The sequence below is a fragment of the Sorangium sp. So ce363 genome, assembly GCF_051520435.1.
GTDB classification, from domain to species: Bacteria; Myxococcota_A; Polyangia; order Polyangiales; family Polyangiaceae; genus Sorangium; species Sorangium cellulosum_B.
This window is the reverse complement of the sequence record NZ_CP150333.1, coordinates 10,307,501-10,333,228: the sequence shown is the minus strand read 5'-3', so window position 1 is coordinate 10,333,228 and position 25,728 is coordinate 10,307,501. Positions and strand designations below refer to the sequence as shown.

20 protein-coding genes (1 of these 20 running past the window's edge) are annotated in these 25,728 nt (G+C 72.2%); 9 read left to right on the top strand and 11 right to left on the bottom strand.

What is annotated here, in order from left to right; translation table 11 throughout:
- The first annotated feature begins 69 nt into the window (after positions 1 to 69).
- Positions 70 to 1,023: an ABC transporter substrate-binding protein gene (locus tag WMF12_RS38830; RefSeq protein ID WP_437853313.1), complete on the top strand. Its 954-nt coding sequence runs from the start codon at positions 70 to 72 to the stop codon at positions 1,021 to 1,023.
- 27 nt (positions 1,024 to 1,050) lie between these two features.
- On the opposite strand, the gene WMF12_RS38825 is transcribed toward WMF12_RS38830, so the two are convergent.
- Positions 1,051 to 1,890: a hypothetical protein gene (locus WMF12_RS38825; protein ID WP_437853311.1), complete on the bottom strand. Its 840-nt coding sequence runs from the start codon at positions 1,888 to 1,890 to the stop codon at positions 1,051 to 1,053.
- Positions 1,891 to 2,030: 140 nt separating this feature from the next.
- Here WMF12_RS38825 and WMF12_RS38820 point away from each other — a divergent pair, with 140 nt between their 5' ends.
- Complete coding sequence (locus WMF12_RS38820; protein ID WP_437853309.1) at positions 2,031 to 2,444, top strand: hypothetical protein; 414 nt, start codon at positions 2,031 to 2,033, stop codon at positions 2,442 to 2,444.
- 67 nt (positions 2,445 to 2,511) lie between these two features.
- On the opposite strand, the gene WMF12_RS38815 is transcribed toward WMF12_RS38820, so the two are convergent.
- From WMF12_RS38815 to WMF12_RS38805, 3 genes are all read right to left on the bottom strand, one after another.
- Positions 2,512 to 3,696, bottom strand: a complete 1,185-nt coding sequence (locus tag WMF12_RS38815; protein ID WP_437853307.1) for an aldo/keto reductase — start codon at positions 3,694 to 3,696, stop codon at positions 2,512 to 2,514.
- A 30-nt stretch (positions 3,697 to 3,726) separates the two neighbouring features.
- On the bottom strand, positions 3,727 to 5,016 hold the full coding sequence (locus WMF12_RS38810; protein ID WP_437853306.1) for a putative metal-binding motif-containing protein: 1,290 nt from the start codon (positions 5,014 to 5,016) through the stop codon (positions 3,727 to 3,729).
- A gap of 247 nt (positions 5,017 to 5,263) precedes the next feature.
- The gene (locus tag WMF12_RS38805) at positions 5,264 to 5,725 is read right to left on the bottom strand and encodes a PIN domain-containing protein (protein WP_437853304.1); all 462 of its coding nucleotides are present in this window, start codon (positions 5,723 to 5,725) and stop codon (positions 5,264 to 5,266) included.
- A gap of 238 nt (positions 5,726 to 5,963) precedes the next feature.
- On the opposite strand from WMF12_RS38805, the gene WMF12_RS38800 reads away from it, so the two are divergent.
- From WMF12_RS38800 to WMF12_RS38790, 3 genes are all read left to right on the top strand, one after another.
- A complete protein-coding gene (locus WMF12_RS38800) occupies positions 5,964 to 7,370 on the top strand; it encodes a hypothetical protein (RefSeq protein WP_437853302.1) in 1,407 nt (468 codons plus the stop codon).
- 162 nt (positions 7,371 to 7,532) lie between these two features.
- A complete protein-coding gene (locus WMF12_RS38795) occupies positions 7,533 to 8,090 on the top strand; it encodes a hypothetical protein (protein ID WP_437741748.1) in 558 nt (185 codons plus the stop codon).
- 119 nt (positions 8,091 to 8,209) lie between these two features.
- Positions 8,210 to 8,518, top strand: a complete 309-nt coding sequence (locus WMF12_RS38790) for a hypothetical protein (RefSeq protein ID WP_437853300.1) — start codon at positions 8,210 to 8,212, stop codon at positions 8,516 to 8,518.
- A gap of 54 nt (positions 8,519 to 8,572) precedes the next feature.
- Here the strand turns inward: WMF12_RS38790 and WMF12_RS38785 are convergent, their stop codons facing one another.
- The gene (locus WMF12_RS38785) at positions 8,573 to 9,970 is read right to left on the bottom strand and encodes a cytochrome-c peroxidase (RefSeq protein ID WP_437853298.1); all 1,398 of its coding nucleotides are present in this window, start codon (positions 9,968 to 9,970) and stop codon (positions 8,573 to 8,575) included.
- 460 nt (positions 9,971 to 10,430) lie between these two features.
- Here WMF12_RS38785 and WMF12_RS38780 point away from each other — a divergent pair, with 460 nt between their 5' ends.
- Positions 10,431 to 13,202, top strand: coding sequence for a protein kinase domain-containing protein (locus tag WMF12_RS38780; RefSeq protein WP_437853296.1), 2,772 nt, complete (start codon positions 10,431 to 10,433; stop codon positions 13,200 to 13,202).
- Positions 13,203 to 13,207: 5 nt separating this feature from the next.
- Positions 13,208 to 15,055: a PEGA domain-containing protein gene (locus WMF12_RS38775; protein WP_437853294.1), complete on the top strand. Its 1,848-nt coding sequence runs from the start codon at positions 13,208 to 13,210 to the stop codon at positions 15,053 to 15,055.
- 19 nt (positions 15,056 to 15,074) lie between these two features.
- Here WMF12_RS38775 and WMF12_RS38770 read toward each other — a convergent pair whose 3' ends face one another.
- The gene (locus WMF12_RS38770; RefSeq protein ID WP_437853292.1) at positions 15,075 to 15,605 is read right to left on the bottom strand and encodes an FHA domain-containing protein; all 531 of its coding nucleotides are present in this window, start codon (positions 15,603 to 15,605) and stop codon (positions 15,075 to 15,077) included.
- Between the two features lie 326 nt (positions 15,606 to 15,931).
- Here WMF12_RS38770 and WMF12_RS38765 point away from each other — a divergent pair, with 326 nt between their 5' ends.
- Positions 15,932 to 17,878 carry a ribonuclease R family protein gene (locus tag WMF12_RS38765; RefSeq protein ID WP_437853290.1) on the top strand — a complete coding sequence of 649 codons (1,947 nt, stop codon included), beginning with the start codon at positions 15,932 to 15,934 and terminating at the stop codon, positions 17,876 to 17,878.
- 19 nt (positions 17,879 to 17,897) lie between these two features.
- Here WMF12_RS38765 and WMF12_RS38760 read toward each other — a convergent pair whose 3' ends face one another.
- The 4 genes from WMF12_RS38760 to WMF12_RS38745 form a co-directional block, all read right to left on the bottom strand.
- The gene (locus tag WMF12_RS38760) at positions 17,898 to 19,781 is read right to left on the bottom strand and encodes a hypothetical protein (protein WP_437853288.1); all 1,884 of its coding nucleotides are present in this window, start codon (positions 19,779 to 19,781) and stop codon (positions 17,898 to 17,900) included.
- A 16-nt stretch (positions 19,782 to 19,797) separates the two neighbouring features.
- Entirely contained in the window at positions 19,798 to 21,981 is a 2,184-nt protein-coding gene (locus WMF12_RS38755; protein WP_437853286.1) for a protein kinase domain-containing protein, read from the bottom strand.
- 108 nt (positions 21,982 to 22,089) lie between these two features.
- Complete coding sequence (locus WMF12_RS38750; RefSeq protein WP_437853285.1) at positions 22,090 to 23,481, bottom strand: ABC1 kinase family protein; 1,392 nt, start codon at positions 23,479 to 23,481, stop codon at positions 22,090 to 22,092.
- Positions 23,482 to 23,521: 40 nt separating this feature from the next.
- Positions 23,522 to 23,860, bottom strand: a complete 339-nt coding sequence (locus tag WMF12_RS38745; protein WP_044966758.1) for a DUF3634 family protein — start codon at positions 23,858 to 23,860, stop codon at positions 23,522 to 23,524.
- A 239-nt stretch (positions 23,861 to 24,099) separates the two neighbouring features.
- Between WMF12_RS38745 and nadA the strand changes: the two genes are divergently transcribed.
- A complete protein-coding gene (gene nadA / locus WMF12_RS38740; RefSeq protein ID WP_012240033.1) occupies positions 24,100 to 25,059 on the top strand; it encodes a quinolinate synthase NadA in 960 nt (319 codons plus the stop codon).
- Positions 25,060 to 25,080: 21 nt separating this feature from the next.
- Here nadA and WMF12_RS38735 read toward each other — a convergent pair whose 3' ends face one another.
- Positions 25,081 to 25,728: the 3' portion of a hypothetical protein gene (locus tag WMF12_RS38735; RefSeq protein WP_437853283.1), read on the bottom strand. The gene runs 186 nt beyond the window's last position; 648 of the gene's 834 nt are visible here — the last part of the coding sequence; its start codon lies off the right edge, out of view; the stop codon is at positions 25,081 to 25,083.

Genomic DNA, 25,728 nt, shown 5'->3' with positions numbered 1-25,728 from the left:
ATTGTGCCCACCACGAGCATCGTGCGCACCGCCCCCCCGCGGGGATCGCCAGGAGATAGAATACCGCGCATGCGCATCGCCTCCCTGCTGCCGTCCGCGACCGAGATCGTCTGCGCGCTGGGCGCGCAGAGCGAGCTCGTCGGTGTCTCTCACGAGTGCGACTTTCCCGAGGGGCTGACCGGCCTCCCGGTGCTCACGCGCCCGCGGCTCAGGCCGGCGCGCTCCAGCCGGGAGATCGACGCCGCGGTCCGCGACGTCCTCCGGGACGCGCTCGCGGTCTACGACATCGATCTGGACGCCCTCCGGGAGGCGCGGCCGGACGTGATCGTGACGCAGGACCTCTGCGACGTCTGCGCGGTCTCGTTCGATGACGTCCGCGCGGCCGTCGCCCGCCTTGCGCGGCAGGACGTGCGCATCATCAACCTGCGCCCGACGCGGCTCGACGACATCTGGGCCGACATTCGCCGCGTCGCCGAGGGGATCGGCCGCCCGGCAGGCGGCGAGGCGCTCGTCGAGCGGCTGCGCGCGCGCGTCGCCGCCGTCGCCGCGCGCGCGGCCGCGGCGCCGGGCAGGCCGCGCGTGCTCGCGGTCGAGTGGATCGAACCTGTCATGATCGGCGGCACATGGATGCCGGAGCTCATCACCCTCGCGGGCGGGGAACCCCTCGTGACGCGACCCGGCGAGCACGCGCCCACGCTCTCGCCGGCCGCGCTCGCCGCGCTCGATCCCGACGTGGTGATGATCAAGCCGTGCGGCTTCACCCTCGAGCGCACGCTCGATGAGCTCGATCTCCTCCCCCGTGTGCTGCCCTGGGCGACGTATCGGTCCGTGGCGCAAGGCCGCGTGTACATTGCTGACGGCAACGCCTTCTTCAATCGCCCCGGTCCCCGCATCGTGGAGTCGCTCGAGATCCTCGCGGCCTGCGCTCACCCGGCCCTGTTTGCCGATGCGCGCCGCGCGCATGCCCGGTCGGTGGTGCGGATCGACGCGGAGCTCCGGCGGCACGCCTTCGAAGACGAGTGACGCCGGCGCTCGACGCCTGCGGCTGTTCTATCGTGTGGCTCGGCCGGCCGCCCTGGACGCCGGCGGGCGCGCCGCCTGCCGCGCCGAGTCGAGCTCCTTGCGGAGCGCCGCGAGCTCACGCTCGAGGGCGGCGATCTGCTTCTGCTGCATCTGGATCGCTGCCACGGCCATGCTCGTGTACCCGTACAGGTCGACGTGGTCGCCGTCGCTCGCGACCGCCGGGCTCGCCGGATTGTCGTCGATGATGAACCCGAGACGCTCGCGGCCGTGCCCGCCCTCGTGGTTATAACGCCAGGTCGCGAGCGGCGTGGCGACGAGCTCGTCGCGCACGCGCGCGAGCTCGGTCTCCTGCAGGTACCGGATATCGTGCTTGTACCGGGCGCGGGATCTGGGGCAACCCTCCGGCCGCTGCCTCGGATCGTCGCTCGTGCAGAGCAGCTGCGCGTTGCAGTCGTTCGCGGGATCGCATGTCGCGTCCGGTGCGGCGCACGGCTCCCCCTCCTTCTCGTCGGTGCATGGCTTCACCCCGTCGCGGGGCCGGTGCCCGCTGCATACCGGATCGCCGCACGTGAGATACCATCTCAGCTCCTCCGTCCCGCCGCCGGTGCCAGCGCCTGCGCCGCCGCCGCCATCCCCCGTGCCGCCGGCGCCGGCGCCCGCTCCGCCGCTGCCATCCCCCGCGCCGCCGGTGCCGGAGCTCGCTCCGCCGCTGCCCGCGCCCGCGCCGCCGCTGCCCGCGCCCGCGCCGCCGCTGCCCGCGTTCGCTCCGCCGCTTCCGCTATCCCCTCCGCCCGAATTGCAGCCTGCCGCTGCGGCGAACGCGAGCGCGCAGAGGAGCGCCATCGTCCCTGTACCGTGAATGCGCATGAGAGACCTCCTTGGAACGACTGTCCCTGACCCACGAGGGCAGGATGTCGAACAAGGGCAGGAGGCGGCAAGAACCGTGCGCTGTCGGCCGTCTCCGCTTTTGCAACGCGGATGCTCGCTCCTCGGGTATCCTGGGCGGCATGTCTCCACGTCCCGCGCTGGCGTCTTTCGCCCTCGTGACGGGCATCGTGCTGCTCCTGGGCGGCACCGCGCACGCGGCCTGCGTCCTTGCTGGCGTCGCGAAGAAGGGCGTTATTCCGCACGCGGATCGGGCTGCTCATCTCGCCTTCATCAGCCTCGCCCAGTGGACCGCGGGCGCGCTCGATGTGCTCGCCGCCCGCGGGCTGCAGCGAGGCGAGCCGTGGACGCGCGGGCCGCTGACGATCTCGGGGCTCCTCGTGATCGGCTGGGCAGGCGTCGGGCTTCCGCTGCTCCTCGACGCCTCGCTGACATTGCGGGCGATGCTCGCCCTCTACGCGGCCGCGCACCTCGGCATGCTGGTGGCCCTGTGGGGCTGGCGAGGAGCTCGCCTGGAAGTCGGCGCGCCTCCGTGACCGACAGCGGCGCGCGCCCGGCTCACCCGCCGAGGCGCCGCTCGCCGGGCCGGCGCGAGGCCCAGACTCAGTGTTTGCCGAGGCGCCTCACCTCTTGCCCTGCGAGCAGCGCGTGCGCTTCCGCCAGCACCTCGGGGATGCGGTGCCGCTGCGGCGCGCCCGCGAGGGCCTGCGCGAGGTCGAGCTCCCGCACGCGATCGGCCCGGTTCCCAGGGAACCAGTGGTCGCCGCTGCCGAGGAGGTTGTACCGCATCTTGCCGTAGGCCGTCATGTCGAGCGCGCGGGCGAAGTTGTACAGCCGCAGGATCTCGCGGATGTTGACGTGCCCGGGGACGGCTTCCCAGTCGGGGAGGCCGACGTGCCATGTGTCGAGCCACGCGCGGCCGAGCACCCGCTCGAGCTCTTCGTCGAGCCTGCGCAGGATCGGCGCCAGCGCGGCCTGCGCGGCGCCCTCGCCGTCGAGCAGCGGCAAGGCCTTCATGTGCTCGTCGAAGTCGGACGGGCGCGCCGCCCCGACGCTGATCGTGTGGACCTCGGGGCGAGCGAGGCAGAACAGATCGTTGAACACGATCGGCGAGAGCGGGTCGCAGAGCCGCACGAGCTTGTCGCTCGGCTCGTACAGCTTGCCCCCCTTGTCGGTGGGGCTGATGATGAAGACCCCCATGTCCTGCTCGGCCGCAGCCTGGATGGCCGGCCAGGCGAGCTGATTCACGTAGTACCAGTGCAGGTTGACGTAATCGCAGCGGCCGTCCTGCACCATGGCGGTGATCACGCGCGGCGCCGCGTGCGTCGAGAACCCCACCGCGCGCACGCGGCCTTGCCGCTTCAGCTCGAGCGCAGCGTCCAGGCAGCCACCTTTGCGCAGCGACCACGAGAGGCGCGTCTCGTCGTTGACGCCGTGGAGGGCGAACAGGTCGACGTGATCGAGGCGGAGGAGCTTCATCGACCGCTCGAACGTCGCAAGGAACTTCGCTGGATCCGCCTCGGGGCTGACCTTCGTCTGGACGATGAGCCGCTCGCGCGGCAGCGTCGGCAGGATCTTCCCGAGCTGCTCCTCGCTCGTGCCGTACCCTCGCGCGGTCTCGATATGATAGATGCCAAGCTCGAGCGCCCGCTCGATGCACGCCTCGAGGTTGCGCTGGCTCGCGGGCGAGATGGGGTCCTTGTCGTTCCAGGATTGCTGGTACCGCATCCCTCCGCACGAAAGGACAGGCATCTTGAGCTCGGTGCGACCGAAGCGGCGGTAGAGCATGCGTGTTGACCTCAGGCTCGGAAGGAAGGCTTACCGTAGGGTGCCACTCTTCCGCAGCCGCCGCAACGCGAGGAGGGCGAACGGCGAGGCGAGCGTCAGCAGCCGCCACGGAGACCCGCCGCGGGGGTCGCCGGCGTCGATGGCGCAACCGCCGCTGTCCGCTCCTCCCTCGTCCGGCGCGCCGCCGCCCGCGGAGCCCGCGGAGGCAACGCCGCCGCCGGCGCTTCCCGCGCTTCCCGCGCTGCCGGCGCTGCCAGCGCTCACGGCCGTGCCGGCGCCGGTCCCGCTGCTGCACGTGCCGCTCGGGCAGCCCTCGCCGGGCGCGCAGAGGCCTGGGTCCTCGTCGACCTCGCCGTCGCAGTCGTCGTCGAGCGCGTTGCACACCTCGGCGCTCGGTTCGCCGGGCGTGCATGACCCGGGGGCGCATGCGGTCGCTTCCCGCGCGCACATCCCGACGCCGCACACCTCGCGCACGCCCTCGTCGATGCGGCCATCGCAGTCGTCGTCGGCGAGATTGCATGTCTCGGTCGCGTCCGGGTGGACGTCGGGGGACCTGTCGTTGCAGTCGTTGGAGCTCGGCGCGTACCCCTCGGGGGGGCACTTCGCCGTGACCGTCGCGCCGAAGAACGAGCCATAGCCGTCGCCGTCGGCGTCTTCATACTGCGTGGTGACCTCGAGCTCCTCGTCGACCTCTCCATCGCAGTCGTCGTCGATCTCGTTGCAGGCTTCTTCCTGATCGGGATGGATGTTGACGCTGTAGTCGTCGCAATCGCCGCCGCGCTCGGCGTGATCGGCCGGCCGGGTGCAATCGACCCTGGGCACGCTGGAGTCGCCGTAGCCGTCGGCGTCGCGATCGAGGTAATACGTCGTCCCGGTGCATCCGTAGGCAAACGCGGTGTCGGCGGACGAAGCGCCGTCTCCGCGCGGGCCGTTGTCGCCGTTGGCCGCGAGGGCCCACACCTGGACGACGACCCCGCCCGGCGCGCCCGGCGCGATCCACTGCGCGTCGAAGCGGACGGCCCCGCCGCTCGCCCGCTTCGGCGCGTCGTGGACGAGCTGGTGCTCGTCGATGAGCTTGGTGCCTTGACCGTTGATGGGGGAGAGCCGACCTGTCTCGGTGAGGAGATAGATGCCCCCGGCGTTGATGTTGGCAGACCGGATCTGCACCTGCAGAGTCACCGTCTCGCCGGCCGCCGGGTTCTTGGGGCTATAGTCGATGGTGATATCTGGCTCCGCGCCGCCGGTGTGGCAGCCGTTGCACCCCTCCACCGCAAGCCCGGCGCGGCGGGCGTGGGCCTGCGGCGCAGCCAGGGTGGTCAAAAGGGCCAAGCTCACCGGGAGGACCGGTGAAATAAGCGATGTACTTCGCATGCGCCTCGCCGCGCAGCCCAGGCTCGCGAGCTCCGCGCGCTCCGCTGCGACGCTCAGGGATAGCTGCCCTCGCCGGGTGCGACAAGTGCATTTGCACGGAGTGTAAACTTGCGCCGTGACCATCCAGAGATGCTGTTTTTCGACGTTCCTCGGACGGCGGTTGTCGCGACGTGCATTCGCCGCTCGCTGCGACGCGTTATCCGGATTCGAGCCGAACGTGCTGCGGCCTTGTCACATCGCAGACGACACCGTGGTACTTGAGGAGCCCTTCGTCGAGCGTCACCACGGTGGCATTCGCGCGGCGGGCGGCCCACAGATACACGAGGTCGGTCGCGTTGGCGAAGGGCCTGCGGCCGCGCATGCGCCTCGTCAGCTGGTCGAGGAACTCCGTGATGGCGCCGGCGTCCACGGGCGCGACCAGCTCGATCGCGAGGCCTCCCAGCGGGCTCGTTGCCGCGGGCGCGGCCCGCCGCGACACCGCGAGCCGTTGCTCGGCGACGTACACCTCCAGCCATAGCTCGGGCGGCGCGAGCACGCGCGCCGCGCCCGAGGCCACGGCGGCGCGGGCGCGCTCGAGAAAGGCGAGCGCGTCCGCGTGCCCGGGCTCTGCGGGCTTCATCGAGGCGATGGCGACGGAGCTATCGAGAACGATCCGCATGAGGCCTCCTCGGGACGGGCGCACCCTCGCGCCGCTCCAGATCTGCCCGGCGGTCCGGGTGGGTTGGTGACATCGAGACCCGGTATCCAGGGCCGCGGCCGGATGGAAGGTCCACCGGCAGCAGGGGCCGAGGCCGCGTGGAGGGGACAGGGCGATGGCACATGCTGGCACGGCGGTGCTCTCCCGGCGCCCAGAGACACGTGTGTTCGCCCGGTACATGCCTTGCTTGTCGCCGTCCATGCGAAACTTCCTGCTTCGAATCCTGGTCGCATCCCAGTGGGGCGCGAGCCTTGCGCTGGTGTCGGGCTGCGGCACGCACATCGAGTCCGGCTCCAGCTCGAGCTCGCCTGGAGGCGCGACGTCGGGGGTGAGCTCCGGCTCGAGCTCGCCTGAAGGCGCGACATCCAGCTCCAGCTCCAGCTCGAGCTCGACGGCAGGCGCGACATCGGGGGCCGGCGGAGGCGGAGGTGGCGAGGTCGATCCTCCTGACGCCTCGGCGCCGCTCGAACCCTATCCGGATCCGACCTGCGTCGGGCCGTTTCATGACGGTGGCTATTACGGCCAGTGTTGCTACGAGGTGCACTGCACGGCGCCGGTCGGCGGCGCCTGCCCTGCGGCCTCCGAGGCTGCGCCGCACCTCGACGACCTGCCGCCCGGCTCGGGGACGTGTACGTGCAGCGCCGAGGGCGAGGGCGCGGCCGGGTGGATCCAGGGCCCCTACGCGAACCGAACGGCGTCGGATCCGGCGAGCTGCTGCTACCTCGTCGGTTCCATCTCCTGTGAAGGGCGCCCTCTCCTGGTCCGGGGCGAGCCCCGCGTCGCGCCGCTCGCGCACGCCCCGAGCGCGTGGTCGCAGACCGACTTGCGGCGCTTCGAGCGCGCGCTCGCCGACACCGACCTGAGCGCGCTCGCGCCCGCGGCGCGCCGTGAGCTCGCCCGGCGCTGGGCCGAGCGTGGCCAGAACGAGCACGCCTCGGTCGCCTCCTTCGGCCGCTTCGCGCTCGCGCTGATGGCCCAGGGCGCGCCTCCCCAGCTGCTCGAAGCGGCGCACCGCGCGGCGCTCGACGAGGTGCGGCACGCGCGCGTCGCGCTCGCGATCGCCTCGGCGTACGCGGGGGAGCCGGTGGGCGTCGGCCCGCTGCCCCTGCAGGGCGCGCTCGACGACCTCGGCTCGCTCGAGGCCATCACCCTGGCGACCGTCGTGGAGGGCTGCGTCGGAGAGACCCTCTCGGCCATCGAGGCGGAGGTCGCGGCGCAGGCGGCGGAGCCGCCGGCGGTGCGCATGGCGCTCCAGGCGATCGCGCGCGACGAGGCCCGCCACGCGGAGCTCGCCTGGGCGTTCGTCCGCTGGGCCGTCACGACGGGCGGCGCGCGCCTGCGAGAGCGCGTCGCCGCGGCCTTCGCGCGCGCGCTCGACCAGGTGGGCACCGGAGCTCCGGGCATGGCAGACGGCGATCTCCCGCCCTCCCACGGGTTCCTCGCCGAAGGCGAGCTCCACCGGCTGCGGCGGCAGGCCGTGGCCGACGTGCTCCGCCCCGCCGCCGCCGCGCTCGTCGACGAGCGTGGTTCATCCGCCGGACGAGAGTTCAGCGGCGCTCGCGGGAATGCCGTGCTGCGCGGCGGCGCGACGTACCTGTCGACGTGACCTGGCGCCGGGCAAGCGCCGTTCTCGTCGGGGCCGCGCCGGGCCCGACCTCGCGGACGCCGGCGCGCTGCCGAGACGGCGCGCCTGCGACGGCCAGGATCCTGGCGCGCAGTCAAGCCCTGGGCACGATCTTGCTTGTGCGTCGCGGCGAGGTGGAACGACATGGCTACACTCTCGACGTCCGCATGGGTGCTGCATGAGCTCGGTCTGGCCGCGGGGTTCGGTGGCCCCCTCTTCGGCCGGCTGGCGTTGCGCCAGGCGGTCAAGGACATCCATTCCGAGGCCGAGCGGGGCAAGGTGCTCTCTGACGCATGGCAGCGGTACAACCTCGTCAGTGCGATCTCGCTCGGCACCGCCGCGGCCACCTGGTTCATCGGGCGGACGGTGATCTCGGGGCGATCGATCGACCGTGAGACCCGCGATCTGGTGCGCTTGAAGGACATCCTCCTGGGCGCGACGCTCGCCACGAGCGTCGCCAGCATGCTGGGCGGACAGCAGATGCGCGAAGAGGCGCCCGACGGCGGGGTGCCCCTCCTCAAGGAGGGTGAAGCGCCGGCGCCGCGCCCGCCCGCGAAGGCCGCGGCGCTGCAGCGGCTCCTCGGCGTCATGGGGCCGCTCAACATCGCCCTCACGGCGGGGGTGATCGGCGTGACCACGGTCCTCGCCATGAAGTCCGGTCGTTCGGCGAAGTGGAGCCTCCTCTCCCGGCTGCTGCCTTGAGCTGCGCCCTCCCGGGAGCGGTCGCCGGAGAGAGCCGGCGCGCCGCCCTGGCTGCTGCCCACTGGCGCCCACCTGGGCCGCGCCAGCGCGCGGCGTCGCGCTCGTGATACGGTGGGCCGATGAAGGTAACGACCATGTTGGTGCTCGCCCTCGTCGCCGTGGGCTGCAGCGACGAGCACGGCGAGGAGGGTTGCCCTGAGCTCTGTGAGCAAGCCGTGGAGTGCCCGGGGGACGCCATGACGGAGCAGAGCTGCCTCGCGATGTGCAGCGCCGACACGGAGGCCGCCGAGGAGGCAGGCTGTCACGACGCCTGGGAGTCGTATCTCGAGTGTCGGAACCACGCCGAGGACCACTGCGATTCTGCGAAGTACGACGAGGAGTGCAGCATCCAGAAGGAATCGCTGAGCAGCTGCCTGGACCGCAGCTGAGCCGGGGTGCCGGCGGGCGCTCGACCGCGTGAGCGCCGCCCGCCCGGCCCGCGGCTACTCGAAGCGATGGACCTCGCGCCCGCTCGGGAGCTCCTCCGGGATGAGCGCCTCGAGCCGCTTCGGCGTCGCGCGCGGGTCGAGCAGCGCCTCTCCCACGAAGGCGCAGAGCCAGCTGATCTCCTCCTCCGTGAGGTCGATCGGCTCCTGCAGCAGCGGGTCGACGGCGGCGAGGACCGGCGCGAGCGGGCCCATCTCACCCCGCAGATCGCGATCGAGGTGCTTGTTCGTGTACTCCGTGGCCGACGTGTAGACGTCGAGGTGGTGGCGGATGGCGCCTTCCAGCGACGTGAACGAGCCGTTGTGGAAGAACGTGGGCTGGAGGGCGACGTTGCGCAGCGGCGAGGTCCTGAACTTGTACCGATCGGCCGGATCCCCCGTGACCTGCTCCAGGCCGAAGTCCTCATCGGCGTTCGGGCCGTCGAAGACCACGTTCGAGTGCGCCGGATCGTCGGTCGGCGCGATCTGCGGCACGCCGATCGCGTGCTGCTGGAAGTCGCTGAACATCTCGTTCGACTCCCCCGACACCGCGTGGCACCTGACGCACCCCGCCTCGCCGAAGAAGAGCAGCGCGCCGCGCTTCTGCTCCAGCGTCATCGCGTGCCGGCGGCCGCGGGCGAACCTGTCGATGGGCGCGTCGGCGAACGTGAGCGACATCTCGAACTCGGCGATGGCGGCCGCGATCATCTGGTAGGTGATGTCGTCCCCTCGCTTCACCGCCCGGAAGCTCTTGGCGAACCGCTTCCGGTACGCCTTCACGTCGTTCACGCGCGCCGTGACCTCCTCGCGCACGACATCGTGCGATTGCGGCGCCTCGTACCCGGTCATCTCGGTGATCTCGGTCGGCGGGATGAACGCCTGGGCGTTGAGCAGGTGCGGCAGGGAAGAGAGCGACATCCCCTCCGGCGCGGTGAACGAGAACCCCTGGCTGTTGTCGAAGGGGTCGCCGGACACGGCGAAGAACCGCGAGTTCCACATCAGCGTGGGGTAGAAGGCCGTGTTGATGATGGTGGGCGAGCGGCGCTGGTTGCGCGGCCCTGTGCGGTGCGGCCCGACGACGCCGTTGTTGTCGATGCCGATGGCGATCGACTGCGTGTCGGCGAAGCCCGCGGTCGGCGCGTGGCAGCCTGAGCACGAGTTGTCGTCGTTCAGGCCGAGGACGCTGTCGAAGAAGAGGTCACGCCCGAGCTTCGCGAGCTTCTTGTCGAGCTTCCGCCCGAGCCGCGACTCCAGCGTCGACTCGATCTCTCCGGTGAAGCCGTGTCGGGCGAGCACCTTGGCGAGCCGCTCATCGACGGAAGAGCCCTTGGCGCGCGCCGGCCGCGCCAGGACGAGCGTGAGGACGAGAAAGGCCGTCAGGGCGGCGAGCGCGCGCCCGAGGGATCGCAGGGTCATGGTGCCTCCAGGTCCCCCGGCGGGGGAGGCGCACATCGGGGTGCGCGCTTGAGATCAACCAGTCCTGCCCAGATCCTGACCGAGCGGCGGTGAATGGGATGTTGGGAATCTAAACTCGTGAGCTGTATATCGGCAAGACAAATTAGACAAATATTCCATGATTCAAAGGGCTTACTGCGTGTCCTCGCGTATTCATGCGTATCCATGCGTATCCCCCCGTACTCTTGCGTGTCCCCGCGTATCCCCGCGTGTTCTTGCGTATACGACGGTCTGTTCACCGCGTTATCTGCGGTTGTCGCGCCTACATTTGGCGGGGGCGCCGCGGTGCGGCGGGCGTGGCGTCGTTGTAGGTGCGTGGCCGGCGCTCCGCGTCGGTGCGGCGCCCGCGCGCAGCGCGCCTCCGAGGTCGCGTGACACTCATGCTTTGTGGGGCGCGATGGGCCGTCGTATGCTTGAGGACATGGGCCGGACAGCACCTCTGGCGGATCCGACGGCGCTCGTGGGGGGCGCGCTCACCGGCGGATATCGGATCGTCCGCGTCCTCTCCGCGCAGGGCTTCGGTGTCGTGTTCGAGGCCCGGGGCCCCTCGGGTCGCCGCGTCGCGCTCAAGGTCTTGCGGCCCGAGGTCGTCACCGAGGACACGCTGTCACGGCTCACCCGCGAGGCGAGCGTCACCGCGAAGCTCGACAACGCGCATGTCGTCCCGATCGTCGATGCCGGCCACGACCTCGAGCGCGATCTCGCCTACCTCGTGATGCCGCTGCTCGACGGGACCGACGTCGCCGCCCTGCTCGCCGAGACGGGGCCGCTCGGGCCCGAGGTCGCCGTGCGGATCGCGCTCCAGGCCGCTGCGGGGCTCTCGGCGGTGCACGCCGCGGGCCTCGTCTACCGCGACGTGCGGCCGCCGCGCATCTTCCTGGAGCACCTCCCGAGCGGAGAGATCCTCGTCCGCGTCTTTGGCTTCGGGCTCTCGAAGGGCTGCGACACGGCCACCTCCGCCCCTGGCAAGGCGGCGAGGAGCACGGGTCCTCTGCGCGACGAGTCGGGGCCGCGGGACCGCACCGCGGACGTGCGGGGTGACGTGTTCGGCCTGGCGGCGACGCTCTACGAGATGCTCTGCGGCGTCTCGCCGTGGGCCGAGCTCGACGTCACGGCGGACACGGCCGAGCTCGGCCCCGCGGACACGGCGGCGGACGCGCCGGCGTCGTCCCTTTCGCGGTTCCCGTCGATCCAGGATCGCGCCCCGTGGATCGAGGCGCGCCTCGCGACCGCGCTCTCGCTCGCGCTGCACAGCGACGTGGACCGGCGCTATCCGTCGATCGAGGCGTTCGCCGAGGCGCTGCGCGCCGCGTCGCACAGCGAGGAGCGCGTCACCATCGACATGCTGAGGCCGCTCGATCCCGAGTTGCGCGAGGCCATCGCCGAGCGCGCCGGCGCCGAGACCGATCCGCTGGTCGGCCGCGAGCTCGGCGGCCGGTACGCGGTGCGCCGGCTGATCGGGCGCGGCGGGATGGGCGCCGTCTACGAGGCGGAGTCGCCTGAAGGGCGGCGGGTGGCGGCCAAGGTCATCTTCAAGAGCGCCGTCGGGCAGGACGACCACGCCGTGCGCCGCTTCATCCGCGAGGCGCGTGCGGTGACCGCGATCCAGAGCCCGCACGTGGTCAAGACGTTCGAGCTAGGCACGGATCTCACGCTCGCGACGCCGTTCATCATCATGGAGCTCCTGCACGGCGTCGACCTCGCCAAGCTCCTCAGGATGCGCGGGCCGCTGGAGCCGGAGCCCGTCGTGCGCGTGTTCATCCAGGCGGCGCGCGGGCTCGCGGCGGCACACGCCGAGGGGATCGTGCACCGCGACATCAAGCCGGCGAACCTCTTCCTGCACGCGCCGTTCGAGGGCACGGCCCAGAGGCCGTCGACCTCGATGGCGCCGCCGTCCACCCGGCGCGGCCCGCTCGCTTCGGCGCCGCCGTCCACCCGGCGCGGCTCGCTCGCTTCGGCGCCGCCGTCCACCCAGCGCGGCTCGCTCGCGGCGGGGCCGCCGTCGGTTCGGCGCTCGTCCGGCTCGGTCCGCCCGCCGCCTTCGGGGCGGCGCCCGTCCGGCTCCATCCGCCCGCCGTCGTCGAGCGATCGCAGGATCGTGGTCAAGGTGTGCGATTTCGGCATCGCGAAGCGCACGGGGGATGGCGTCTCGCACGAGCTCACGCGCGCCGGCGGCGTGCTCGGGTCGCCCATCTACATGTCGCCCGAGCAGGCGAAGATGGCGAAGGACGTCGATCACCGCTCCGACATCTGGAGCCTCTCGGTCTCGCTCTACCAGGCGCTCTGCGGGAGCTGCCCCTGGGATCCCAACGCCTCGCTCGCCGAGCTCCTGCTCGCGATCTGCACCGAGCGCGTACCGCCGCTCTCCGGGGCCGCGCCGTGGGTCTCCCCGGCGCTCGCGGCCGTCGTGCACCGCGGCCTCCTGCGGGATCCTGCGGAGCGCTGGCAGAGCATGGAGGAGCTCATCGCCGCGCTCGAGCCGCACGCGGAGGGCACCGGCGTCGTCACGCTGGATCAGCTGCGGGGCATCGACCCCGAGCGGCGCGCCGGCGCCACCCCGATCTCCGCGCTGCGCGAGTCCAGGCTCTCGCGATCGGCCGAGGGGGAGGAGCGATCCATCGGCGGCAGCTCCTTCACCGCGGTGAAGGAGCCTTCCGGCGCGGCACGGCGGCGCTTCGTCGGGGCGGCGGTCACGGTGGTCGCCCTGGCCGCGATCGGCGGCGGTCTCGCGCTGCGCGCCTCGACGGGCAACGAGCCGCTCGCGTCGCCCGCCGCGCCGAGCGAGCCCGCGCTGCCCGTCGCGCCTGCGTCCTTCACCGCCGTCGTGACGCTCCCGAAGGAGGCGGCGGCGCGGGTCAACGGCGCGGCGCGTCCGGTGAGCGACGGCCGGCTCGACCTGACGGGCAAGGCCGGCGACACGTTCGAGATCGAGGTGACCCGCGGCGGCGCGACCACGAAGGAGACGGTGTTCATGCTGAGCGACGGCACGATCCGCCCTGATCGCATCGATCTCCAGCCGCCCGCGCCGGCCTCTGCGTCGGTCGCGGCCTCCGAGCCTGCCCCGCGCCGTGACAGGAAGAGCCGCGCCCCGCGCGGCGCTCTTCCCATGGCCGAGCCTGCCACGCCCTCCGCCACGGGGGCGCCTGCGGCTCCGTCGGCGCCGACCGCGGTGGTGCCGGTCGACCGGTGGTGAGACCGATGCCGCGCGCCCGTCGCGCCCTGCGGCGCTGCTTTGCGGCCTGCGCGCTCGCCGTGGCGAGCGCGGCGCCTGCGCCTCCGGCCCGCGCGCAGCCCCCGCCGGCGGCGGCTGTCCCGGGCGCGCCACCCGAGCCGCCTGCCGCGTCGCCCGCGTCGCCCGCGTCGACGGACGAGGCGCTCGCCCGGGCCAAGGCGCTCTTTCAGGAAGGGAACGAGCTGCGCAAGATCGGCGACTTCCAGCGCGCGCTCGAGCTCTACCTGAGGTCGCGTCAGGTCGTCGCGTCGGTGCCCAACACCCTCAACGCCGCGTTCTGCCTCGATCAGCTCGGGCGTTACGACGAGGCGCTCGAGCTCTACGAGGCGCTGCTCACGGAGCTCCGCGCGGAGCTCGGCGAGCCGGAGCGCCGGAGCGTCGCGTCCGCGATCGCCACGCTGCGAGCGCGGATCGGCAGCGTCGTCGTCTCGTCGAACGTCGATGGCCTGGTGCTCATCGACGGGAAACAGCGCGGCCGGCTCCCCCTCGCCGGCCCGATCCGGCTGCTCCCCGGGGATCACACGCTCCGTGTGGTCAAGGACGGCTGGCACACGTTCGAGCGGATCGTGACCGTCGGGGTCGCCGAGACCAGGTCGGTGGACGCGAAGCTCGATCCGCTCGCCAGCACGGGCCGGCTGAAGGTCGAGGACGAGCGGCTCATCGGCGCCGATCTCACCATCGACGGCGCGCTGATCGGCCAGCTGCCGTGGGAGGGCGCGCTCGCGCCTGGTCCGCATTTCTACTCGGTGCGCAAGGGCAATTTCGGCTCTGCGCCCCGCGAGGCGAACGTCATCGCGGGGCAGCTCGCCGTCGCCACGGTCGAGGCGGGGCCGCTCGGCGAGGAGGTCCGCGTCGTCGCCCAGCCGCTGAGCGCGGATCTGACCATCAACAGCGTCCCGGTCGGCAAGGGGCAGTGGCGCGGGGCGCTGCCGCTCGGGCGCCACACCTTCGAGGCGCACGAGCCGGGCTATTTCTCGCGCACGCTGCGCGCGACCGTCGACAAGACGACGAGGGGCGACATCGTCCTGCCGCTCGCCATCGACGACGCGCACCCGCGCTGGGGTCGGAGGGTCGGCGTCTTCCGGCTGGAGGCGACCGGCGGCTATGCCTTCGCCTCGTCGCTCGAGAGCGACGCCGAGCGGAGCTGCGGCAGCTACAGCTGCTCGGGCATCTCGCGCCCGTCCGGCGTTCTGGCCGGCGTGCGCGGCAGCTACGAGTTCCCGATCGGCGCCGCCATCGAGCTCACGGCCGGGTACCTGAGCCTCCACACGACGCTCGATCGCTCGCTCGACGCGACGTACGCCGCGCCGCGCGGGGGCGACGAGAGGCTCCCCATCCGCTACAGCTTTCACGACGACATCGGCATGGCCGGCGTGACGGTGATCGTCGGCGGCAGCTATCATTACGGGCTGTCGTCATGGCTCGACGTCGGCGGCGCGCTCGGGCTCGGCGTGGTGCTGGCCGAGATGAGCGACGAGGTGACCGGCACGGCGTCCGACGCGGAGAGGACCGTCAGCGTGGCCGTGCAGAACGCGGGCAGGGCCGTCCGCGCCGCCGCCCCGTTCGCGATGCCCGAGCTGAGGCTCCGGCTGAAGCTCGGGCGCCTCAGCGTCAGCGCGGGCCTCGGCGTCGGCTTCTTCCTCGTCGACGGCCCGCCGCTCGAGACGGGCAACACCTACGTGGTCGGGGCCGAGTGCGACGAGGCGCACCCCACGGTCGACTGCGCGCCGGGCAAGAAGGTCGTGTTCGAGGAGCTCGCCCACGGCACGTTCACGATGTTCTTTCCGAACGTCTCCGCGGGATACCGGTTCTGAGCGCCGCCGCGCGCGGCGCTCACCGGTTCGCCTGGTCCCTCGCGACGCGCGCCTGCTCGCGCACGAGGTCGAAGAGGGCCGCTGCATCGAGCAGCGACGTCGTGAGCCGGCCGAACTGGATCACGTCGCCCACCGAGACCTCCTGCGGCTCGCTTTCGGAGAGCAGCTTGCCGTTCACGCGGGTCCCGTTCTGCGAGCCGTTGTCGATGAGCACGAGCTGCCCCTGCTCATTCCGCCGGAAGTGCGCGTGCAGCTTGGACACCGAGGGGTGGCGCAGCACCACGTCGCAATTGCGCGTGCGGCCCACCGAGATCTGGTCGAGATAGGGATTGCCCTTCGCCTTGACGAGCTGGAACACCTCGCTCGCTGGGCCGGGCGGAGGCGGCGGTTTCCGGTGCGCCGCCGGCGATGCGGCGACCGTCCGGAATGCGATCTGCTGGTTGTCCGGACCAGCCTCGGACACCACGAGGAGCAGGTTCGTCACCTGGCGGACGAAGCGGTCCCGAGGCATCACACGCGCTAGTTCGATGATGTCCCCTGAGTCTTCCACGATGTGTCGAGTATAAGCGATCCGGCGCCGCGAACCGTCCAGGGAGGCACTTTTGCCGTGGCGTCCCGCCCATGCACGGGGTCCCGCGCACGTGGAACCGCGATGCCGCCCGCACGTCATCGCAGCGCAGCGCAGCGCGAGGCACCCCGGGCCCCCCGAGCGCATCTCGGCATGCAGCGCGCGATGCCGCGACGTCACGCGCTGCTCTGTTTACCGTGTTGCTTACCGTGTTGCTTACCGTGTTGCAGTAATTCTCTGGCGTTGATGCGAGCTCAACGGGCAGCTTGTGCTCGAACGTGCCGGGATCTGGCGTACCTTCCGCGCCTATGCACGCACCCGTTCGTGGACGCATCTCGGTCAACCCCCGTGGCTTCGGGTTCCTGAACATCGAGGCCTCTCCGGAGAAGGCGGGGGGGCCGGGCAGGCCGGGCTGGGCTGCCCTCGGCTCGGCGACCGCCTTCATCGCGCCGCCCGATCTGAACCCGTTCCTTGACGGCGACGTCGTCGATGCGGTGGTCGTCGAGGCGGAGCCGGGCCGCTTCAGCGCGTCGCAGCTCGCCCTCGTCCAGCGCGATCGCTCCGAGCTCTTCGGGACGGTCGTATCGCACGCGAAGCGGCCGCACCTCCGGGTCGATCGCCTCGTCTCCAACACGGACTGGCCGTTCAAGCCGGGCAGCGCCGACGACCTCCCCGAGGGCGCCGCGGTGGTCGCCACCATCGAGGGCGCGGCGGTCGTCCCGGCGCGCGTCGTCGCGTCGGGCGCCGACCTCGGCATCGAGCGGTGCCTCGCCCGCAACGGCGTGCGCGCCGTGTTCTCGGGCGAGGTCCTCGAGGCGTCGCGCGCGGCGGTCGCCGCGGTGTCGGTCGAGCGCGAGCTCGCGCGCGGCCGCCGCGACCTGCGCGACGTCATCACCGTCACGATCGACGCGCCCGTCACCACGGACATCGACGACGCCGTCGCCGTGCTGCCCGCCGGGCCCGACGGGGCGCTCCGCGTCCTCGTCTCGATCGCCGACGTGGACGCGTTCGTCCCCGAGGGCTCGCCGCTCGATCTCGAGGCCCGCGCCCGAGGCACGAGCGTCTACCTGGCTGGCCGCGTCATCCCGATGCTCCCCGACGCCATCTCCAGCGAGGCGGCGAGCCTGCTCCCGGGGGTCGATCGGCTCGCGGTCACGGTCGAGCTGCGCATCGACCCCGAGGGGGGCATCACGTCGATCGACCTGCACGAGAGCGTGATCCGCTCGCACGCCCGCCTCTCGTACGACGCCGTCGAGGAGTTCCTGACGACAGGCCGCTCCGCCGGCATCCCCGAGGCGGCCCGGCCGGTCGTGCGCTGGCTCCGCACCGCGGCCGCGCGGCTGTCGACGGTCCGCGCGGCGCGCGGCGGCGTCGAGCTCGATCGCGAGGAGGCGTACGTGACGCTGGACGCCGAGACGCGCGAGCCGACCGCCGTCTCGCCGCGCTCCGACACGGGCGCGCACCGCCTCATCGAGCGGCTGATGGTGGCGGCGAACGAGGCGGTGGCCAGCTGGCTCGTGGCGCGCGGGCTCCCCTGCGTCTTTCGTGTCCATGACGAGCCGACCGAGGAGCGCGTCCGCGCGCTCGAGCAGTTCGCGCACAACTTCGGCGTCGAGGCCGGCTTCGGCGCGCGCCTGAGCCCCCTCGGCCTCGCGGCGTTCGAGGCGCAGTACAGGGGCTCCGAGCTCGCGCCGGCCATCCGCACCGTGCTCGGCAAGGCGCTCGGCCCTGCCCGGTACACGGGCGCCGGAGGCCTGCATTTCGGCCTGGGCGCCCCGCTGTACCTGCACTTCACGTCCCCGATCCGCCGCTACGCCGACCTCGCGGTGCACCGCGTGGTCAAGCGCTATCTCCAGGGCCGCCGCGACCAGCGCGTCGACTGCGAGGCGCTCGCGTCGCTCGCCCACCACCTGAACGCGCGCGCGCGCAGCGCCGCCAAGGCCGAGACGGAGCGGCACCGCATGCTCGTGGCGCGCCTCTTCGCCTCCCGCGTCGGCGAGGAGATCGAGGGCTACATCGTATCCATCAAGCCGTTCGGCCTCGTCGTCCAGATGGTCGAGTCCGGCGCGACGGGCACGATCGCGCTGGAGGCGCTGCCGGGCGGCCCGTATCGGATCGACGCCGCCGCCCAGGCGCTGGTCGGCGCGAGCCGTCGCTACGGCGTCGGCGAGCCGATCCGCGCCGCCATCGCGGCGACCAACGAGGAGCTCGGCCGCGTCGACCTCGTCCCTGCGGGCGCTCGCGGCGCCCCGTGACCGGGGCCGCGGCTCCGGTCTACGGCGACAGGAGCACGACGAACGCGTCGGTCCCGTTCGCCCCGTGCTCGCCGAGGCCGAAGTCGATCTTCCCCTCGGCGGTGCCGCAGAGCGCGATGACCCCCGTGCTCGGCGCGATGGCCGCCGCGTTCGACTTCTGGTTGCCGGCGGCGCCGAGCACCTTCCCCCAGAGGTGGTTGCCATCGGCGTCGAGCTTCGCCACGAAGGCGTCGAAGCCGCCGCCGCCGGGCAGCGGCCCGCCGCCGAGGTCGACCACGCCCTGGACCGAGCCGGTCACCACCACGCCGTTCTCCGCGTCCGCGACGATCGACGTGCTCTCCTGGGTGCCGTCTCCGGCGAACCACCGCGCCCACACGGGCACGCCGTCGGGGGCGAGCGACGCCACGAACGCCGTCTGCACATCGTTGGCGGGGAGCGTACCGGCCGCTCCGAAGTTGAGCGCGCCCATGTACGTCCCGGTCACGAGCACCGCGCCCGAGGGAGCGACGGCGATCCCGGTGCCCGCCTGCGACGCCGTGTCTCCATAGTCCGAGAGCCAGACGCCGTTCCCGCTGCTGTCGAGCTTCAGGACGAACAGGTTCGGCCCGAGCCCGGTGTTCTTCACCTGCCGGGGGCCGACGGTCAGGGTGCCGTTGTACCGGCCCGTGACGAGCACGCTGCCGTCGTTGCCGACGGCGGCGCCGGTGGCGAACTGGTTCTTGTCGTCTCCGTAGATCCTCGTCCACAGGACGGCGCCGAGCGGATCGTACTTCCGCACGAAGATGTCGGTGCCGCCTGCGCTCTCGGCGCAGGCTGGGACGGGCGACGACGAGCAGAGCAGCTTTCCGCTGAAGTAGCCGGCGATCGCGATGTTTCCGGCGGGGTCCACCGCGATCGAGCGCAGCGTCTGATCGGCCGCGTCGCCGAGCTGGCGTGCCCAGCCTTGCTCGCCCTTCTCTCCGGTCATCGTGACCACGAAGGTGTCGAGCGCGTTGACGCTGCTCAGCGTCGTGCCGCCGAACGTGAACGAGCCGTAGAACGTCCCGCCGAGCACGAGGTTGCCTTCAGGCGTCACCGCGAGCCCGTTGAGCGTCTCGGCGCCGTTGCCGCCGAACCTCACGCTCCAGCGGTGCTGTCCGGAGGGGTCGAAGCTCGCGACGTACACGTCGGAGGTGCCGATGCTGACGAGGGCGCCCGCCTCCTTGCCGGTCAGGTTGATGGTCCCCGAGAAGGTGCCGCCGATATAGATGTTTCCCAGCGCGTCGACGCCGACGCTGGTCGCGCTCTGGGTGTTCTGATCACCGTAGAGGGCGGCCCAGAGCGGCGTGCTGCAGGCGAAGCCGTCGCAGTCCTCGTCGGTGTCGTCCGTGCACGTCTCTCGTTGCGGGGTGACCTGGCCGCCGCACGGCCGCCACGACGTGCCCGAGAGATCGCACATCTGCAGCCCCACCGCGCAGAGCCCCACGCCGCTCGTCCCCTCGGGGCCGCTGTAACAAGTCTTGATCTGGCCCGGGGTACACACGCACCCCGCGTCGGGCTCGTTCGTCGCGCCGTCGCAGTCGTCGTCCACGGTGGTGCCGCAGTCCTCGGGCCTCGGGACCACGGCGCCTTCGCACTCGCCGAAGCTCTGGCCGTCTGGCTGGCACCTCCGCACGCCCGCCGCGCACACGCCGACACCCTCGGTGTCTGCCGGGCCGGGATAGCAGGGTTGCACGTCGCCGGAGCTGCAGAGCGGCGGCGCGCCTCCGCTGCCGCCTCCACCGTCGCCGCCGGCGTCGGGACGTGGGCCGATCGGCACCGGGTCCGAGCACGCTCCCGAGAGCGTGAGCGCCAGCGCAGACCCGACGAGCATCGATCGAGCGCGCGGGGTTGTCCTCGTCACCATGAGGGGGCGGAGCTCCATGTTCGGCGATCTGGCTTCAGTCCTGGCGTGATTTTCTCGTCCGCTGCTTCTTCTTGGTCAAGTCGATGATGAACGTGCTCGCGGGCGGCGCGCTCGCCGGAGCGTTCGGCGCTTCCGGGCGCATCGTCTCTGGCTCGTTCACGTTGCTCCGCGATCCTGGCTCGTTCACGTTGCTCCGCGATCCTGGCTCGTTCACGTTGCTCCGCGATTCGTCGGTGCTCTCCGAGGACGGGGAGAGCTGGGTCGGCCCGGCGCTCGCGCTCTGGGCCGGCAGCAGATCGTGCTGGACCGCGTCGCTCTGGGGTTCGTCGCGGAGCGCCATCCAGACCGCGAGCACGCTCACGATCATGAGCGCCACGCCGCCGAGCGCGAGCGGGATCACGAGCTTCGGCGGCAGCCTCGGCTGAGCGTGGCGCGGCGCCCACGCGGCGGCCGGCTGCTCGCCGTAGGGCGCGCTGGCGCTGTGCGGCGGCGCGGGCGCGCCGTAGGCCGAGCCGGTGGTGTGCAGCGACGAGCCGGTGTTGTGGAGCGAGGCGGGCGCGCCGTGCGGTACGCCGGCGCTGTGCCGCGGGGCAGGCGCGCCGTAGGCCGGGCCGGCGTTGTGCAGGCCGGAGCCTGTGTTGTGGAGCGAGGCGGGCGGGCCGTGGGGCGCGCTGGCGCCGTGCGCCGGGGCGAGCGCGCCGTAGGCCGGGCCGGCGTTGTGCAGGCCGGAGCCTGTGTTGTGGAGCGAGACGGGGGCGCTGTGGGGCGCGCTGGCGCCGTGCGCCGGGGCAGGCGGGCCGTGGGGCGCGCTGGCGCCGTGCGCCGGGGCAGGCGGGCCGTGGGGCGCGCTGGCGCCGTGCGCCGGGGCAGGCGGGCCGTAGGCCGGACCGGTGTTGTGCAGGCCGGAGCCTGTGTTGTGGAGCGAGACGGGGGCGCTGTGGGGCGCGCTGGCGCCCTGCCAAGATGGGGGCGCGCCGTGCGCTCCGGCGTGGCCGGCGCCGGTGTTGTGCAGGGCCGACGGCGGTCCATTCGGAGCGCCGGGGACGGCCTGCGCCATGCCGGGGTGGCCTCCGTGCGCCTGGGCAGCATCCATGGCGCTCCCGCGCGGAGCTCCGGGCGCCGCCATCGTGGCGGCCTCCCACGAGGACGCCCCGCTGTTGCCTGGGCCGAGCTCCGACCCGATCGCGGGCGCCGAGCCCATCTCGTTCCACCTCGCGCCCGACGGGGCCGCGGGCCGCGGCGGAGGCTCGGCCTGCGCGTCCGCCGAGGCGGCCGCCGACAGGAGCATCGGGGAGAGCGGCGGCGCGCCCGCCGACGGCACGTCGCCCGCCGCGAGGCGCGCCGACGCGTGCGGCGGCGCCGCTCCATGCAGGAGCGCGCGCACGTCGGCCTGCATCGTGCGGGCGTCCGGGTAGCGCCGGTCGCGATCGAACGCGAGCGCCCTGTCCACGACGAGGCACAGCCCGTGCGGCGTGTCCGGCGCGACGCTCGCGAGCGGCGGCGCCGCCATGGTCGCCATCTTCACGAGCAGCTCGGACTCCGTGCGCGCCTCGTGGATGCGCCGCTTCGCGATCACCCGGAACATGGTCGCGCCGACGGCGAAGAGGTCCGCCCTGTGGTCGACCGAGATGCCGCGCACCTGCTCCGGGGCCATGTACGACACCGTCCCGAGCGTCGCGCCCGTGCGGGTCCGCATCGCCGTCTTCACGCCGTCGCGCATGCGCGCGATGCCGAAGTCGAGCACCTTGAGGCGCCCGGTCTTCTCGACGAAGAGGTTGTCGAGCTTGATGTCGCGGTGGATGATCCCCTGCCCGTGCGCGGCGCCGAGCACGTCGAGCAGCTCGTCCATGAGCCGCAGCATCTCGCCCGGTTCGATGCTGCCGAGCCGCTGGAGCCGGTCGGCGAGCGACTCGCCGTCGAGGAGCTCCATCACGAGGAACGGCGCGCCGTCCTCGGTCACATCGATGTCGCGGATCTCGACCACGCCGGGGTGCTGGAACCGATTGACGGCCTGCGCCTCGCGCTCGAACCGGGCGCGCAGGTCCTTCGAGCGCGCCACCTCGGGGTGGAGGATCTTGATCGCATCGCGCCGCCCGATCTTGTGGGTCACGGCATAGACGGCGGCCATCCCGCCGATCCCGACGAGGCGATCGATCGTCCATTTGCCCCGCAGGGTCGTTCCTACGCGCCTTTCGCAGGCCGCCCTCTCGTCGTCCATGCCCCGATCGAATGTCACAGCGTGCGGGATCGAGGTCAAGGTGAGAGCCGCGGCGGAAGCGACCTCGGCGCGCCTCTCCGCGCCGACGAGCCTACCAGCGATCCGCGCTCAATCGGGGACGGGGTGCACCCCGTCGCGCACCCAGGGATCGATGGTCCGCCGGAACGCCGCCTCGGTCCGGAGCCCCGCCAGCACGGACGCGAGCCCCCACTGCAGGCGATTCACGAACGTGAAGTCCTGCGGCATCTTCGGCACGTGGGGGATGGTGGGCATCTTCTCCCCCTCCTTGAGGGCGAGCCCCCGGATACCGCGGGTCAGGTACGCCACCGTCTCGCGCGCCTTCTCCGGGGAGCACTTCCAGGTCCCGTGCGTGCACAGCGGGACCATGAGCTCCATCGTGTAGCTCCGGTAGAGATCCCAGCTCTCGTCGGCCGGGTCGTAGCCGAGCACCTCCACGCACGCCCGGTCGAACTCCTTCCAGTCCGCGTCCATGGCGGCGCGCATGTAGCGCTTCATGCCCGCCACGAGGTCGGGCGGGAGCTGCTTCACGCAGCCGAAATCGAGGATCGTGACGCGGCCATCCTCGTGGAAGCGGTAGTTGCCCGGGTGCGGGTCGGCGTAGAGCCAGCCGTACCGGAGCATCGAGCGGAAGGTGAAGCGCCAGATGGAGAGGCCCGCGCGGTTCTTCGCCTCCTGGCTGCCGCGCTCGCAGAACTCGGCGTAGCTCATGCCGTCGACGAGCTCGAGCGTGAGGACGCGCCTCGTGGTGAGGCTGTGGTGGATGCGCGGGATAGAGACGTCCTCGTCCCCGGCGTTCATGCGGCGGAACAGGTCCGCCATCTCGGCCTCGCGCGCATAGTCGAGCTCGGACAGGAAGACCTTGCGGAGCTCGTCGACGGTCTGCCGGGCGTTCAGCTTCTTGGCGAGGGGCGCCATCATCGCCTCGAGCATCGAGACGCTCTTCAGGTCGTTCTCGATGGCCCTGTCCATGCCGGGGTACTGCACCTTCACCGCGACCCGCTCCCCCGACCTCGTCGTGGCCCGGTGCACCTGTCCGATGCTCGCCGCCGCGAACGGCTCGCGCTCCCAGGCCGCGAACACGTGCTCGGGCGGGGTGCCGAGCTCCTCGTGGATCATCTGCTCCGCGGCCTCCGGCGACAGGGGCGGCGCCTTGTCGAGCAGCTTCTTCAGCGTGGCCTGGAACTTCTCCTCGTATCCCGGCGGCGCGAGCCCGTCGATGTAGCTCGCCATCTGGCCGAACTTGAGCGGCAGGCCCTTCATCTCGCCGAGCGTCTTCAGCATCGCCTCGGCGGTCTTCTTGACCTCCTGGGCCATCCTCCGCCGCGCTTCGGCCTCCTCCTCCTCGGTCCGGGTCGCGCCGAGGACGCGCTTCGCGCCCTCGATGGCGAACGGGATCGTGCGGGGCGCGAGGCCGGCGAGGCGCGCGAGGCGCCCCAGCTTGGAGGTCGGCGGATTGTCTCGGGGTTTGTCGTCGGCCATGCGGGACTGACTCGCTAGGGTGGAAATGTCGGCGGCGGGGTCATGCGCCCGCGCGGCGCTTCGGGGCCGCGCGGATCTTCGGAACCGGCCACATGGAGACGGTGTTCCTCAGCTGCTGAGCCTGCTCGGGAGAGATATCCCCTTCCACGTGGACCCGGGCGCGCCGGTCCTCGACCACGACCCGCACCGCGCCCCGCCCGACCGGCGCTGCGCGGAGGACGTCCGTGATGTCGTCGAGCAGCCGCTGCGGCATCCGGCCCCGGAGCAGCCGGACGTTGCGCCCCTCGACGCGCACGCAAAATAGCTCATTCGCGCGCAGGAGCGCCACGACGAGCGGTACGACGAGGGCGAGCAGGGCGACGGGGATCAGGAAGGACATGGGTGGCCGCCCACGACGAGAGCTCCGCCCCAGGCCCACCGCGGGCCTCGATCGTGAACCGGTGCCGGCCGTTGTCAACGAGGGAGACGCGGCGGGCAGCGCGGCTGGAGCGCGCTGCGCGGCTGGAGCGCCGGCGAATGCCGCACCGGCTGCGTGGGCGTGGCTGGAGCGCGCCCGAGTTCGCCGCGCGGCTCGGGGGCCCTGGCCAGCGCGCCGCGCGGTGCCTACCTTAGCTAGCCATGACGAGCGCCGCGCCCCAGCCTGCCGCCATCGATCCGCGCCTGGATCTGCACGACGAGATCAGCCGCCTGAAGCGGGAGAGGAACGCCGTCCTCCTGGCCCACTACTACCAGGACGGCGACATCCAGGATCTCGCAGACTTCCTCGGCGACTCGCTGCAGCTCGCCCAGCAGGCGAAGAAGACGACCGCGGACGTCATCCTGTTCGCCGGCGTGCATTTCATGGCCGAGACGGCGAAGATCCTGAACCCCGAGCGCATCGTCGTGGTCCCCGACCTCGCGGCGGGCTGCTCGCTCGCCGACGGCTGCCCCGTCGACCGCTTCCGCGCCTGGCGCGCCCGGTACCCCGGCGCGGCCGCGATCTCGTACATCAACTGCTCCGCCGAGGTGAAGGCCGAGAGCGACTACATCTGCACGTCATCGAACGCGGAGAAGATCGTCCGCGCGATCCCGGAGGGGCAGGAGATCCTCTTCGCGCCCGACAAGAACCTCGGGCGCTGGCTCGTCGAGCGGACGGGCCGCCCGATGCGCCTGTGGCAGGGCAGCTGCGTCGTTCACGAGACCTTCAGCCTGCGCAAGATCGTCGCGCTGCGCGAGCGCCACCCGGACGCGAAGCTCATCGCGCACCCGGAGTGCGAGGAGCCGATCCTGCGGATGTCCGACTACATCGGCTCGACGACCGCGCTGCTCAAGTACACGACCGCGGACGACGCCCTGAAGTACATCGTCGCGACGGAGAGCGGCATCGTGCACCAGATGCGCAAGGCGTCGCCGCACAAGGAGTTCATCGAGGGGCCGCCGGAGGGCAACTGCGCTTGCAACGAGTGCCCCTTCATGCGGCTCAACACGCTCGAGAAGGTCTATCTCGCGCTGCGCGATCTCGCCCCGCGCCTCGAGATGGCTCCCGAGCTGCGCGAGCGCGCGCGCGTCCCGATCGATCGCATGCTGGCCCTCAGCTGAGCTCGCCGCACGACGCGGCGATCACAGCACGAGGGAGAGGCCGAGCGTCTGGACGAACGAACCTCGGGCCTGCGGCAGCGCGCCGACGTTGCGCCGCCGCCCCTGGGCGTCGATGGCCTGGCCTTCCCGGGTGGCGTCGCCGCCCCGGCCGAGCAGGAAGGCGCCCGAGGTCTCCAGCTCGATCGTGAGCCAGCGGCGGATGATGTCGAACGACACCCCGAGCCCCAGCGGGATCTCGACGTACGACGCGCCGCGCTCGCGGACCGTGAACTCACCCCCGGGGTCGGAGACCCGCATGCGGTCGAAGTCGAACCTGTCGTAGCCGACGCCGACCGACAGCCACGAGCGGGCGCGCTCGCCGAGCGGAAGCGTGGGCGCGAGGCGCGCGCCGAGCGCGAGGGTGCGCACCGCGGGCGCGCCGTCCTCGCGTGGCTCTGCCGTGATCGGGCCGGGCTGCGCGAGCGCGCCCGCCTGGAGCGCGAGCTCGTGCTCGGCGTGCACGAAGAAGGCGGAGAAGCGCAGGTAGTCGAAGATCTCCCAGCGCGCGTGGGCCCCGACGCCGACCGCGGGCTTCAGGCGAATCCCCGTCGGCTGGCCCGCGGCGTCGTCCGAGCCGAACCGGTTGACGAGGGCGATGTCCGCGCCGACCTCGATGTGCCTGGCCCACGG